The organism is Nostoc sp. 2RC, assembly GCF_014222165.1.
GTDB classification, from domain to species: domain Bacteria; phylum Cyanobacteriota; class Cyanobacteriia; order Cyanobacteriales; family Nostocaceae; genus Nostoc; species Nostoc linckia.
The window spans coordinates 1-14,576 of sequence record NZ_JACKZU010000203.1; the positions used below are offsets into that span (position 1 = coordinate 1).

General features: G+C 37.2%; 12 protein-coding genes. 2 read left to right on the forward strand and 10 right to left on the reverse strand.

Translation table 11 applies throughout. The annotated features are described in order from the left end of the window. Positions 1-199 precede the first annotated feature (199 nt). The gene (locus GNE10_RS21145) at positions 200-2,368 is read left to right on the forward strand and encodes a polysaccharide biosynthesis tyrosine autokinase (RefSeq protein WP_185566844.1); all 2,169 of its coding nucleotides are present in this window, start codon (positions 200-202) and stop codon (positions 2,366-2,368) included. Positions 2,369-2,457: 89 nt separating this feature from the next. On the opposite strand, the gene GNE10_RS21150 is transcribed toward GNE10_RS21145, so the two are convergent. Next, complete coding sequence (locus GNE10_RS21150; protein ID WP_185566845.1) at positions 2,458-3,831, reverse strand: DUF2252 domain-containing protein; 1,374 nt, start codon at positions 3,829-3,831, stop codon at positions 2,458-2,460. 277 nt (positions 3,832-4,108) lie between these two features. On the opposite strand from GNE10_RS21150, the gene GNE10_RS21155 reads away from it, so the two are divergent. Then, positions 4,109-4,450, forward strand: coding sequence for a helix-turn-helix domain-containing protein (locus GNE10_RS21155; RefSeq protein ID WP_099069621.1), 342 nt, complete (start codon positions 4,109-4,111; stop codon positions 4,448-4,450). 17 nt (positions 4,451-4,467) lie between these two features. Here GNE10_RS21155 and GNE10_RS21160 read toward each other — a convergent pair whose 3' ends face one another. The 9 genes from GNE10_RS21160 to GNE10_RS21200 form a co-directional block, all read right to left on the reverse strand. Further along, a complete protein-coding gene (locus GNE10_RS21160; protein WP_185566846.1) occupies positions 4,468-4,863 on the reverse strand; it encodes a salt stress protein, Slr1339 family in 396 nt (131 codons plus the stop codon). 99 nt (positions 4,864-4,962) lie between these two features. Next, positions 4,963-5,568 (reverse strand): VWA domain-containing protein, encoded by a 606-nt coding sequence (locus GNE10_RS21165; RefSeq protein WP_099069619.1) that lies wholly within the window; start codon positions 5,566-5,568, stop codon positions 4,963-4,965. 120 nt (positions 5,569-5,688) lie between these two features. After that, positions 5,689-6,294 carry a VWA domain-containing protein gene (locus GNE10_RS21170; protein WP_185566847.1) on the reverse strand — a complete coding sequence of 202 codons (606 nt, stop codon included), beginning with the start codon at positions 6,292-6,294 and terminating at the stop codon, positions 5,689-5,691. 938 nt (positions 6,295-7,232) lie between these two features. Beyond that, positions 7,233-7,799, reverse strand: a complete 567-nt coding sequence (locus GNE10_RS21175; RefSeq protein WP_185566848.1) for a sensor histidine kinase — start codon at positions 7,797-7,799, stop codon at positions 7,233-7,235. 606 nt (positions 7,800-8,405) lie between these two features. Next, on the reverse strand, positions 8,406-9,494 hold the full coding sequence (locus tag GNE10_RS21180; protein WP_185566849.1) for a sulfonate ABC transporter substrate-binding protein: 1,089 nt from the start codon (positions 9,492-9,494) through the stop codon (positions 8,406-8,408). A gap of 100 nt (positions 9,495-9,594) precedes the next feature. Continuing rightward, a complete protein-coding gene (locus tag GNE10_RS21185) occupies positions 9,595-10,788 on the reverse strand; it encodes an aliphatic sulfonate ABC transporter substrate-binding protein (RefSeq protein WP_311774835.1) in 1,194 nt (397 codons plus the stop codon). Positions 10,789-11,262: 474 nt separating this feature from the next. Beyond that, positions 11,263-12,126, reverse strand: a complete 864-nt coding sequence (locus GNE10_RS21190; protein WP_185566850.1) for a TauD/TfdA family dioxygenase — start codon at positions 12,124-12,126, stop codon at positions 11,263-11,265. Positions 12,127-12,201: 75 nt separating this feature from the next. Continuing rightward, entirely contained in the window at positions 12,202-13,296 is a 1,095-nt protein-coding gene (locus tag GNE10_RS21195; protein ID WP_185566851.1) for an aliphatic sulfonate ABC transporter substrate-binding protein, read from the reverse strand. 301 nt (positions 13,297-13,597) lie between these two features. After that, positions 13,598-14,419 (reverse strand): class I SAM-dependent methyltransferase, encoded by an 822-nt coding sequence (locus GNE10_RS21200; protein ID WP_185566852.1) that lies wholly within the window; start codon positions 14,417-14,419, stop codon positions 13,598-13,600. Positions 14,420-14,576 lie beyond the last annotated feature (157 nt).

The window sequence follows — 14,576 nt, forward strand, 5'->3', positions numbered from 1 at the left end:
TGTTTTAGTACTGATTGAAAATTTATATGCATGAATTCATGAACATGAAAACGTTAGTTGACATAAGATCGTTCCAAGTGGTTTAATTTTTGGACAATAATTAAGTATTTTTTCTATTTCGTAGGTGTAAAAAATCATTTCTAAAAATGTTTCTCACCATCTTAGATATAAATTCTTTCAATATTAGAGGAGTTGGATAGTGGTTAAAACAAGTCTGAATCAAGACCAACAAGTTATCACCTCAGTACAAAGCCGGTTTAATATCAGACAAATACCTACTATTTTGCTTCGTCAACGCTTTGTGATTTTGGGAGTTTCCTGTATCGTCATGTCAGTTGCCAGCTACTTTGCTGTCAATGCTAAATCTAATTATCAAAGCTCGATGCAGATATTGGTGAGTTCTAATTTATCTCAAGGGGCACAGTCAAACAATATCACACAAGGCGCAGATACTAAAACTATTGATTACAGCACTCAGATGAAACTCATGCTGAGTTCCAAGCTACTTCAAAAAGCTGTAGATTTACTTCGTGCTAATTATCCAGATATCACTTTAGAATATCTCAAAGGTCAAAAGGAATATACCAAACCAGCACCTTTAAAAATCACTCCAGAAAAGACAAATACAGAAGCTGAACGAGTTCTTAATCAAGTATTTGAAGTTTCTTTTGAAGATAACGATCCCGTCAAAGCCCAAAGAGTACTTGAAGCTTTACAAAAAGTCTATCAAAATTACAACACAGAACAACAAAAAGAGCGTTTAAATCGGGGACTGGCTTTTGTGAATACGCGCCTCCCTGAAATCAAAAAAGAAGTGAGTCAAGCTGATAAAAATTTAGAACAGTTTCGCAAAAAACATAATTTAGTCGATCCGGAAGCACAAAGTAAAATTGTGCTAGAGTCTTTGGCTGAAATTCAACAACAGCTACAAACCACTCGCGCCCAGCTGCAAGATGTCAACGCCCGCTACGATAGCCTACAACAAGAAATAGCAGCTTCTTCGCAACAGAATGCTCAGCTTTCTTCTCGTTTAAATCAATCAAGCCGTTATCAAATACTATTAAATGAAATTCAAAAAACTGAATTAGCTCTGGCTAAGGAACGGTTGCGTTATACAGATGATTATCCATCAGTAGAAAAACTCAAACAGCAACGCCAAAACCAACTAACATTGTTAAGGCAGGAAGTGAAAAACATTACTAACGGTGGCAAGGACGATAAACTTTTACAAGCCGGAGTCGTAGGAGTCGAACCCAAGCTATTGGATGAATTAATTCTGTTACAAACAAATGTGTTAGGGCTAACTGCTAATGAGAAAAGTTTAGTACAATCAGAACAGCGAGTTCGTTCGGAATTAAACAAATATCCCAACTTAACGGCTGAATATAATCGTCTGCGGCAAAAGGTAGAAACTAGTCATAAAACCCTCGAACAATTACTCCAGGCACAACAATCCTTAGGAATGAAAATTTCTCAGGAAGGGTATAACTGGCAAGTTTTGGAAGAACCTGCTTTGGGTACTTATGTGGAGAATAATAAATTATTATATTTGCTTGGAGGAGGAGTAATTGGCCCAGTTTTAGGTATTTTATTAGCCTTAATGTTGTCGAAGTTTAATGACACAATATATACTACAGCAGACTTGAATAAACTGACAAATCTGCGCGTACTGGGAACAGTGCCAAAATTGCGATCGCTTCATAATAAAAAGCGCCTGTTAAATTTGTCTGGGAATCAGCGACGCAGTTTACCTCCTGCGATGGTAGAAGTTAGCGCCAAGTTGCCTGTCCATGAAACTTTGGACATGATCTACCAAAATATTAAAATATTTAAATATCCCTTGACTTTCAAGTCATTAATGTTGACTTCGGCTATACCAGGAGAAGGAAAGACAACTTTAGTATTAGGACTGGTGGCTAGTGCCATCCGAATGCATCGACGGGTGTTAGTAATTGATGCTAACTTGCAAAATCCTAACCTGCACAAAGTATTAGAACTCTCCAATGATTGGGGACTATCTCTGTTATTAGTTGACGAGACAACTAGTAATTTTCAAGATTACATTCAGCCCATTCACCCATTGATTGACGTTTTGACTGCTGGCCCCGTTCCAGAAGATGTAGTCAAGCTGCTGAGTTCTCAAAGTATGAAAGAACTAATCGAGTTCTTTGAAGAAAATTATGATTTAGTACTGATAGATGCTCCATCAATTTTAGCCACCGTTGATGCCAGGATCATCGCATCTTTTTGCAACGCCATCGTCATGGTAGAACGCATGGGTAAAGTCAAGCGAACTCAATTAATTCAAGCTATTGAAATTTTGAGCAAGTTGAATTTAATTGGTATTATCGCCAACGAAGTTAACTAGGATATTGTTGACTGTTGACTGTTAACTGTGAACCGTTAACGGTCAACACTCATCCCTTTAACTGGAATAATTGATTTTTTTCAGTTCTTTTAATAGAGTGTTACTCCCCGGTTATAGGCATCTTTAAAACTCCCATAGTCGTACTCGACTTGAGTTGCATAGTCTAGAGCAAAGTTAACAATCTCATCTTTAAATCCGCTTTGATTACCGCTAGTGATATCAGTTACTTCCTTGTCAACGCTGACAGGAACAATGGCAGCATCGTAGTCCTTATCTGAGATGGCATGATTTTTAGCAACCACCTTCCCTGCATAAGCCATTGCATCCATGAACTTTGACTTAGTAGTTAGCAAAGTATAGTCAAAATCTACTTCATAGGGCGATTTTTCATGCACCATAAAGGGAATGTCACTCACAGTAGCATAGCCAACTAAAGGATCGGTATCAGCAAGCATGGCTTTGGTGGCGATTGTCACCCTTGTTCCTTGATGATGATGGTAAACTGAACTCGGTAACAAACCTGGAGATGCGATGTCCACAGCGCTAGTGCTTTGTTGTTTCATCTCCAAAATTCGGTCATCGTTTGTTGCTGGACTTGGCCCTTCAATCAGCAAATAATACCGATACTTACCCAGACTACCAATACCGGAACCTAATTTGAGGCGAATATCTTTGAGGGTGTAATAACTATTGCTGTAGCGCTTGCTGCTGGGAATTGAAGCGATGTAGCTGCTGATGGCAGTGGTAATATTTGAATAGGTGCTGTTAGATATAGGCTGGAGTTCCGAAGTTGTTTGAAAAAGGCGATCGCCACTGCTATTTAACAACGTGTACTTATTTAGTAAACTAGAACGGCTCTTACCTGCGGCTTTTTGAATCAAATCCTTAACCACACCGTTGGTATTGCTTTCTTCTAAACGGTATGATAGTTCGTCGTTAGTCCCTTTAAAGTCCTTCATCTTGTTGAGATAAGCATCCAGGAAATTTTTGACAATATCTTGACCATCACTAGAACTAAAACCGTTTTCTTTAGCTGCTAAGAGAATAGAGACTGCCATACGTCGCAAATCCCAAACGTAGGGGCCGAGATAGCCTTCATCAAAATCAGTGGTATCAAAGACGTTATTATCGTTGCTATCTCTCATTCCTCCAAGATTCTGCATGTGCATGTCTCCCTCCAACCAAATGGCTGAAGTTGGAGAATTAACAAATCCTGAAGCTGGTAAAGTTGGCATATCACCATAAAAAATATGAGCCGTCCCTCGATAGAAGGCAAAGGGGCTAGCTGCCATCTTTTGCATTTTCGTTGCCAATTCTTGGGGCAATTGAGAAGCAAACTGATGGTTGTATTGGTAAATTTCATTTTCCACCCACATTGAACGGGGAGTTGCAGCTTCAGATGTGGATGCAAACCCCAAAGTTAAAATTAGGACAGTGATGATTGCAGATATCTGTTTAAGCATGAAAGTTTCTTAGGCAATAAAAAAATGGAGAATCCAGATGTAGAGACCTTGCAATGCAAGGTCTCTAAAAGGAATTTTCATATCGCGATCAAATCAGCAACCCTAAAAATGTTGTTGCTATATTTTGCAGAGTATGAATGGTTTTGTTAAAAAACCTCAAAAAATAAACAACAGCTTAAGGTCGTTGACTGTAAACCGTCAACAGTCAACAGTGTTTAACTAGCATTGACAGAATATAATAATACTGATTTGGAAGTAAATTTCCACAAAAATTTCTATGAAAGCTGAAGCAGAAAACTATACCAGGCTGACTTGTGAAGTAGAAACTACACTCAAGGTGATTGGCGGACGCTGGAAGGTTTTGATTATCAGAGAGTTAATGACTGGCGTCAAACGATTCGGCGAGTTGCAACGGACTTTACCTGGAATCACCCAAAAGATGCTGACTCAGCAACTTAGAGAAATGGAAGAAGACGGTATTATTCATCGAGAAGTTTATCCCCAAATTCCGCCAAAGGTAGAATATTCACTCACGCCTCTAGGAGAAACTTTGCAACCAATTCTCTACGCTATGCATGAATGGGCTGTTCAACATTTTGGTCGCCACGATCGCCATTAATATTAAGTTGTGAAACGTTATTCGTTATTTCGTAAATATTCAATGGCGGCCTCTAATTTGGACGGATAACTTTCAGCAAATCTTTCAAACCAAAGTCCTTCAGGCGATAATGGATCTATTTTCGCTGTCCATTCTTTGGCTTGTACTTTCAAAGTTTCTAGTTGTTTAGCTTTGAGTTGTTCTTGGCGAATTCGTTCCTGTTCTAATTCTTGCTGTCTTTTTAATTCCTCAGCAGCATCGATTTCTGCAAAATCAGATTTAATTTCTGCCAAAAGATTATCCATCAAAGATCCAGTTTTTGTTGATGGTGGAACAAAAGGTTTGGCTGTATTTAATTTTGGTGGCTGCTGTTTGGGTTTTTCTTCTTTGTATTCAGTTTTGAGTTCAGCTAACAGCTTATCAATAGAATCCATTTTCATAAGTCCTAAATAAAGCAAAAATCAAGATTCTATTTGGCATTTTTTCCAAAAGTCAAAAAAATATGCTTTCTTGTCTTTTACTTTTGCCTAATACTAGTCATTAATGGCGTTGAGTAACACCTCTGATAAACTCAAATCTTCCATATCTTCCATAGTAATGGTGTCACAGATATCAAACTTTGCACCAGCGCCTTGGAGTTCGTCATCTAAAACTTTGAGAAAACGAGTAGCTTGCTGATCTGTACCAACTTGAATGAAAGAAATGGCTAATTCTTCATCTCTATCCATACGGCGAGAAGCTTCAATAATTACCTTCATGACTGCTTTGCGATCGTCTGGTTCGCCATCAGTAACTACTAAAATTGTTTCACCATTTGGCTTGGTTTGACCTGCTCCTTTGCGTTGAAAGTAATCATCAGTTGCATGTTTCAACACACCAGCCAAGTCAGTTGTACCAGAGGGATCGTTTTCTCGGAAAATTTGTGCAACCCTAGAGGATGTCACATTTTCGTAACGCTTAAATTTACCAGAAAATACATAAACAGTAATACCGTCTGGGTCAAATTGCTCGCATTTACTAGCCAAAGCTAAGGTAGATTCTTGTGCTGTCACCCATCTGTTTCTACCACCTTTTTGATCTGGCGTGGCCATACTGCCACTTTTGTCAATAATTAAGGTATAATCTCGATTTTCTAGCATTGAGAACTTCCCCAAATATTTAGTTACAATTTTTATATTAAGAATCAATTTTTGACGATAGATAATATCTTCAAAAATTGTTGATAATTTATGAGAACAATCTGAAAATTTTAGGCATTATCAGTCAGTTATCGCATTAGTTAGTACATCTACAAGACTCATTTCTTCTAGGTCATCTAAAGTCACTGTATCGCAAATATCAAATTTAGCGCCAACACTTTGCAGTTGGTCATCTAAAGCTTTCAAAAACTTAGTTGCTTGGGCGTCTGTACCTACTTGAATAATCGAAATTCCTAATTCTTCATCACGCTCCATCTGCCGAGTAGCATGAATGATAACTTCAAACACAGCTTTACGGTCGTCTGGTTCGCCGTCAGTAATCACTAAAATTGTTTCTCCGTTTGGCTTACTTTGACCAGCAGCTTTGCGTTGAAAGTAATTATTGATGGCATCTTGGAGTACACCTGCTAAGTTAGTTGTACCAGCAGGATCGTTTTCCAGAAATATTTGCGCGACTTTGGCCGAAGTGACATCATCATAGCGTTTAAATCTTCCAGAAAATACATAAACAGTAATACCATCTGGGTCAAACTGTTCTGCCTTTCTTGCCAAAGCGAGTGTAGATTCTTGGGCTATTTCCCATCTCGTTCTACCACCAACTTGGTCAGGTGTGGACATACTGCCACTTTTATCAATAATTAGTGTGTAATCGCGATCAGTCATCATATTTTACCTATAATTTCTTGCCCTGTTTATCTAGTTTAACGCCGTTTTTTTATCCTTAAGCAAGGGTTTAAGTTTTTGTATCAATTATGTTTTTCACACAACTGCGCTACAGCATATTAATACGGATAAATACTGATAAATACGTGGGTTTGGTGTCTTTAGTTAGTCTGCTAAGCTAATATGCCTATATCTCAATACAGTTGAGTTAAGGAATTTATCTGTTAAAAAAGTTGTTGAAAGATAGCAGCGAGCAGAGGGGAAAAAAGCTTAACTGAACTGTATTGGCCTATATATTGCGCTACTTTGTGTATAGATTTGTCATTAGTCATTTATCATTTGTGTTTCTAAGAACAAAGTGCTTTCGTCTGTGGCTTGCTTCCCGCAGGGTGCGCCGGCTTGGGACGATGGTTTCTCTTCTCCTGCGATCGTCCCACAAGGGACGACGAATAGAACTTTGTAATAGAGTACAAATAACAAAAAACAAATGATTAAACTATTAATCTAAGTTTTTCACATTAGTACAACAAAATGAAAAACCAACCAGAAAAACAAAGAATGTAAAGCCGTAATCTATAAAATTTAAAGAATTTTTTGTGGTTATTATGCATACTAAACTAGTACACATCATTAAAACTCCACAAATAATTACAAAGCCACTGATTACAGTTGTTCTTAAATTGTTAACAGCTGCAATTAAATCTTCGCTATCCTTAGGCATAAAGAACACCATCGATTGTTTATAGCAATTTCCCTTTTATGGCATACAAAGTAGGAGCGCCAAGCTTGACGCCCATACAAATTTTTGCAACTCATATGATTGGGAACCGCTACAATAAGTATTTTAGAGCAAATAGAACAGCTTAAAACAGAAATAATCGCTGACACCAATCAAGCTATCAAAACGTTTTCAGAATTCAGGATTCTCCTGCTACAGTTTTTTAAGCAATTGGAATTTCAATAATAAACTTTGTTCCCTGACAGTGGGAAGAAACACATTTTAATTGACCACCGTGCTTTTCTGTCACAATTTGCTGACTAATTGATAATCCCATACCTGTGCCTTTGCCCATCGGTTTGGTGGTGAAGAAAGAGTGAAAAATTCTAGAGCGTACACTCTCTGTCGTGCCAACACCATTATCGGCTATTGATATCCTGACACCATTGTCTCCAATTATTTCAGTATGAATGGTAATTTGCGGCTGAAAAATTAGGCAATTTTGAGTGCAATCAACATCTTCTAAAGCATCAATAGCATTAGCTAAAAGATTCATAAAAACTTGATTTAGCTGACCAGTATAACAAGTGATTAATGGTAAGACACCATAGTTTTTTATCACTTCAATAGCTGGACGTTCCGAGTTAGCTTTTAGTCGATGTTGCAATATCATTAGGGTATTATCAATACCTTGATGAATATCAACTGGTTTCTTTTTCGTGTCATCTAAACGAGAAAAGTTTCGCAGAGATAGGACAATTTGGCCAATGCGATCAACACTTAATTTCATCGAATATAGTAATTATATGAATCATAAATTATTCAGAAATTATAAAAAAATCCATTTTTCTTAATAAAAACTCCAAATTTAATTCTTGCAAAAAAGGGTTATGGTTTGAAACATCCGATTATACCCAGCCCATTGCAAATTTCCAGATTACAGCCCGATTTTATAACGTTCGTTGTTAATATCAACAGTAGTTTTAATGTGATTCATCCAACAATTTAAATAATTGCCAAATATCACACTATCTTGACAGGTTTGGGCTAAATTATTTGTCAGTTCACTCAGTTTTAAAGATAGCAGCCCAAACTCGTATCCAAATTGAGAATTTTCTAATATGCAACTCAACATAATGCTATATAGTTAAACCTGTTAACTGTGTTCATAAATTGATAACATTAAAAAAGACGGTAGAAACTATGAATTTCTACTGTCTTTTTGTACTAATTCTTTATGTAAAAGCACTTAATTTTGATTAAAGCGAATGGAAAATACCAAACAAAGCAATAAATTCAAAATTATTCAGTGCAAGTTCACATTGAATTGTTATTCTTTAGATTTTATTACTCGAAACTTGAGCTTTTGAATCAGGATATTTTAGTCACTAGTCTTCTATTTTTCACTAACTAGTGTTGGTGGAGTAATAGCTGCATATTCTTTAGGTGTAAGCAGTGCCTCCTCAACATTAATCTTTTTGGGCAGAATTTTTTCTTGATAAAATAAATCTGCAACACTTTGTTGAACTTTCATCAATTCTGGGGTAATTCCTTTGAGTCGATAATTAGCACGTTCAGAAATTATTTCTTGAATAGGCAGATCGATTTTAAGTACGGGTGCAATTAGTTTGGCTACTTCTTTCCGATTTGCTTCTGCCCATAGGCCGTTTTTATCAATCTCTTCCAAGATAATGCGAACTAATTCTGGATTGTCCCTAGCAAACTCGCGCGTTCCTACATAATATCCTCCAGGAGTGCCGATATTCGTAGCGTCTCGCAACACACGCGCACCGTGGAGTTTTTCTACTAAAGCTAAATGAGGATCGCCCGTTACCCAAACTGGAATAGTTCCTTGAATAAATGCACCACGGGCTTCTACATTGGGCATACTTAAAACTTGAATATCACTATATTTTAAGCCTACTTCTTTCAAGGCTTGAATAATAAAATAGTGAGAAGCTGAACCTTTTTGAAAGACTACTTTTTGACCTTTAATTTCAGCTAAATTTTTAATTGTAGAATTGTTAGGAACAACGATCGCACTTCCTTTACCTGATGTTGAAGTAATGCGTCTACCAGCCAAATAGACTATTCTTGCACCTGCCGCTTGGGCGAATATAGGAGGAGTTTCTCCAACTGAACCAACATCAATTTTACCAACATTCATCGCTTCCATGAGTTGCGGCCCTTGGGCAAATTGTGACCACTCTACTTTTACTCCCAAAGGTTCCAAACGTTTTTCTAAAACTCCTCTGACTCGAACTAAATCACCAGAGCTTTGATACCCCATTCGCAACACTTTTGTTTTAAAACTAATCGTTTTTGTTGCTGCTGTATCTCCTTTTGATTCGTTAGCTGTATTTGTGTTATTGGTGCTGGGAGTGCAGCTGATTAAAGTACTAGATAAAGCTAAAAAACCAGGCATTACAAATAATGCTAGTTTTCTAATTATTGTTGTTTTTGTTCTTACAGTATTGCTAAACATTTTTACACCTTTGGATAATCCGATCTCTAATTAGAAAGTAATTAGATTTTCAATAATTGAATTTACCTTAAATAATTCTTTAAAAGTAATTTTTACTTTGTTACTTAGGCTTGATTGATTCTGGTGTAAAAGCAGCATATTCTTTTGGACTTAATACACCGTCTCTAACATTAACTTTTTTAGGTAAAAGCCCTTGAGCATACCACAAATCAGCAATTTGTTGTTGCTTGTTGACAACTTCTTCAGTAATTGGTATCAGTCCATACGCTGATTTGGCTTGAATTTGTTTTAAGGTAGGGATATCAATACCAACGTCGGGAGAAACAAGCTCTGCCAATTTATCGGGGTTTTTCTGAGACCATTCATCTGCTTTTAAAAGTTCTTCCAAGAAAATTTTTAAAACTTCAGGATGTTCGTTGGCAAATTTACGCGACGTAGAATAAAAACCTCCGAGATTCTGGAGTCCTTGCCCATCTCTTAAGACACGGCCAATATTTTTTTGTACAGCTCTTGTGATGTATGGTTCCCAAGTTATCCAAACATCAAGTCCTCCCTGGCTAAAAGCGACATTTGCATCTGGAGGCGGTAGAAAAACAGATTTCACATCAGTGAGTTTTAGTCCCTCTTTTTGTAATGCTTTTAGTAAAACATAATGGGCAATAGAGGCTTTTTGAAAAGAAACTCTTTTATCCTTAAAATCAGCAACAGTTTTAATGGGAGAATTTGCTGGTATAAGAAAAGAGACTCCCTTACCATTAAAGGCTGTACTAGCTACGTAAACAAGAGGTGTACCTGCCGCTTGTGCAAATATAGGAGGTGATTCAGCAGTGGCCGCAATGTCAAGAGAATCAGCATTTAACGCTTCTAAAGCTTGTGGGCCAGCCGCAAACTCCAGCCACTTAACGGTGAAATTCTTTGCAGCTAAACTTTTTTCTAAAGTCCCCAATTTCCTCATAACTGCAAGAGAACCCAGCTTAGAATAAACAACTCGTACTTGTTGCTTTTGTGTAGTATTAGAAACTGGTTGATTTTTGATTTGTTTACTAATAGAAGATGCTTGGTTCTGAGTAGCTTTATTTTCGTTACTGCAACCTACTATGCTGATTGGTATTAAGAAATAACAAGCAGTTATTAGTAAAGATACATAATAATTTCGGTTAATTTTAGATTTAGCTCTAAAATCTAAGATATTTAGACTTTGTTTAAATATTGGCTTGATATTTGCAGTTTGAGATTGTGGCGAACTATTAGTAAACGACTGAAAGTCTAGTAAAACAGAAAAAACTTTAATCACAATTTGTCCTTTGATCGTTAGTAGGAGAAACTGTTATTTCAAGTATAAATATTATCTAGTTTTGTGTTTTAATAAAGTATTGTTCAACACGAATTACTACTAGAAAATATAATATACTTTCATACATACTATAAATTAGTATCTATAAAAAATGATAAAACTTGAAAAATAAAAGTTGATATTTGCTATAATTTAAACAATACATATAGTAAGTGACTGGATGAAAAGTATTTCGGTGTTAAATGTTATTATCTCTTGATATTCTAAGCGCCTTGACTATTACTAAATTTTCAAATTTGAATTTTTGAAAAATTTTTTATTAGCGCAATATACCAAATAGTAATAGCTAAAAATTTCAGATAGATGTTAAATATTTAGCATCCCTAAAACGCCACAGTGACTATTGATGATTCTCAGCAATATTTAAATTTTCGAGAGACGCGAACAACTGCGTCTCTACTTCAATTACCTAAATTAAAAAGGACGACTACCTGCAAGGCTAACTCGTTTTAATACTCTTCGTTCATTGGGATCGAATGCTTGACGATAGTGCAAAGTAGCTTGATTATCCCAATAGACAATATCACCTACAGACCATTTGTGTTGATAGTAGAATTTGGGCTGATTTAAATGTTGACGCAATTGTTCAATCAATTTAGATCCTTCTTCAGGTTCTAAGCCGACAATTTCCACTTCAGTAGCAATATCTAAGTAAAGATGCTTCTTACCACTTTCAGGATGTGTCCGTACTAGAGGATGAGGAAACACAGGGCTAATTAGTGGAATATTTTTGTCCCAACGATACAAGGGACGGGGTGCATTTCGGTTTTGTAAAAACGGATTGTAGGTAATTAACTGTAAATTAGCAATCCGTTTTTTGGTAGCTTCATCCAAAGCTTCATAAGCTAAATTGGTATTTAACCAATAAGTATCTCCACCTTGAGAAGGTACTTCTAGAGCGTAAAGAAGCGAGCCGCTAGATGGAGTAGGAGTCCATTTGTGATCGGAATGAAAACTTAGTTCGCCAGTACCAGTATAGCCACCATCGACATTAGAAATTAAAATTACCACGGGAGTTTCTCCGGGTTTAGAAGCTAGTACTGGAGTTTCATCAGAGGGTACAAAAAGTGCCCCAAAGTATAGAGAAAAATTCAAAAACTGGTCGTCAGAAAGTTGTTGATTTTTAAAGATGAGGATGTGGCGATCGCGCAAAGCTTCCTTAAGTTGTAATATAACTTCAGGTGCAATAGGTTGACTTGCATTTAGACCAGTAACTACTGCTCCTAAGGGAGCATCAATAGGAGTGATTTTTACTTCTGTTAACGTTGCAGGCGGCATAATATTCTCCTGTCCTTTAATATTTTTTTGGAATTGCCAAATTAAATTCTCAATCCAAAATCTAAAATCCGATGGCTATTTATTAGCTAAAACCTCAGCAGGAGTAATTTTTGCATACTCTTCAGGTGTCAAAAATCCGGCTTTTACATCTACTTTTTTTGGTATAAGTCCAAGGCTGTACCATTTATCTGCAACCTCTTGCTGCTTGATAATAGTTTTCTCAGTAATTGGTAGCACCCCGTAATTATATTTACTATGCATAATTTCTAGAATAGGTGGGTCTAGTTGAGTTACAGGAGCAAGTAGTTGCGCTACTTCTTTGGGATGTTCTTTAGTCCAGATTTCTGCCTTTTCTAATTCTTCTAGAAACACTTTAATTACATCAGGATGTGCTTGATAAAACTGACGTGAAGTTGAGTAAAAATTGCCAGTATCCCGCAACTCACCTCCATCTACTAAAACACGACCGACTTTGTTTTGCACATTTCTAGTGACAAATGGTTCCCAAATAAACCAAGCATCTACCTTCCCTTGACTAAAAGCCACATTAGCATCTGGTGGTGGTAGAAAAACTGATTGCACATCGCTGAGTTTGAGTCCTGCTTTTTCTAATGCTTTGACTAATAAGTAGTGACCGATAGAGGCTTTTTGGAAAGCTACTTTTTTACCTTTCAAGTCAGCAACACTTTTAATTGGAGAGTTTACCGGAACTAAAAGTGAAATTGCTTTACCACTAGAGTATGTGGTAGCCAGATAAACAAGAGGCGCTCCTGCGGCTTGTGAAAATACTGGAGGTGACTCAGCTGTAGATGCGATATCAAGTGCGTTTGCATTTAAAGCTTCTAGCTGTTGCGGCCCTGCTGCAAACTCAGACCACTGTACCTTAAAACCCAGAGGTTCCAATCGTTTTTCTAAAGACCCTTGCTTTTCTAATACTGCTAAACCTGTGAGTTGTTTTGACCGGACAATTCGTACTGTTTGTTTTTCTGTAGTGTTAGATGAAGCTACTGAATCAGAAGAACTAGGAGATTGCTGAGCCGTATTTTTAGCTTCACTGCAACCCGATAAACTTGTCGATAATACCAAGCAATAGCCGATAGCAAATAATAGAGAACGACGTGTTATTTTCTGGCTGTTCTTAAAATCAAATTTTTGTTTGCTAGCTGACATGGTTTGTTTTATTTATTGTTGAATTAGGTAGTTATAAAATTATGATTTATTGCGGACTTAAAAATAAAAAACCAAATTATTTATTAATTTTTGAAAAATTAAATTATTTCAAATATTAGAAATTAGAGTGGGGTTATACCCACTCTACAAGGACTATAGGAACTTGAGTTTAACAGTTAGGAGAGGAAAAATTAGAAAATGGAGTGAGAATAACCCACTCCAGGGTTGTGCTAGTCGAAAGTTAAAATTTTGAGGGAAATTCAGCAGAAAAACAAGCCTTTATATTTGGCTTTTGAAGTTGCTATTTTTTCCAAACAACTAAGATTGTAGCTTTGAGTTCTTCTGTAAATTTTCCAGAGGGTTCTACTTCTAGCAGTGCTTCTTTGAGGTCTCTTTCAAATCCTGGAGCATTATCACCATAGAAAATTTTTAGAGAAAAAGCTGTGGTGTATAAATAGCCAAGATAGCTATCAATAGTCCAAGATTGTTCAAATGGCACTTCATAGACTTCTTGACGAGCAAAAGCTGAATTAGCAATCACAACTTCATGGGGAGGATCGACTGGCTTGCGAATACCTTCTCCTCGTAATCCAGTGCGGCGGCGATCGCCTAACCATTTCTTCACGACTCCAATGGCTGCTTGTTTCCAAGGTAAAGAACTTTCCCAAGGATTATCACCAGTATTCAGCAGTGCAATTCCACCATCATCACTCAGCAATTCATAAAGGCGCTCAAGCACTAATTCGCGTTCCATCCAGTGGAAAGCTCGACCAATGGTAGCTAATCTAAATGTTCCTAAACTAGAGTCGATGAACTCCGCCCCTTGTTGCAGCCAAGTGATGTTATTTACTCCCAGTGCTGCTGCTTGCCGTTTAGCTTCTGCAAGCATATCAGGATCGGGATCGATGGCCACAACTTCTTCAAATCTAGTTTGCAAAGGAATTGCAATTAATCCCGGCCCAGTACCCAAATCCAGCAATCGTCCTTGACCATTGAGATTAAATATTTCAGCTATTTTGTCAAAGACAACAGGGGGGTATTTAGTCCTGTACTGAGCGTAGAGTTCAGCAGCACCCTCAAATAAAGTCGGGTCGTAAGTGGGAAGTGTTTTAACTTGAGTCATAATCTATTTTGGATTTTAGATTTTGGATTTTGGATTAAGGGGATTGGGAGGTCTGCGGATAAATAGATGGGGAGGCTGGGGAGTAGGGAGACTTGTACTGAGCGGAGCCGTTGGCGCAGCCTCTCGCAGAGAAGTATGGGGAGATGGGGAGCAGGGG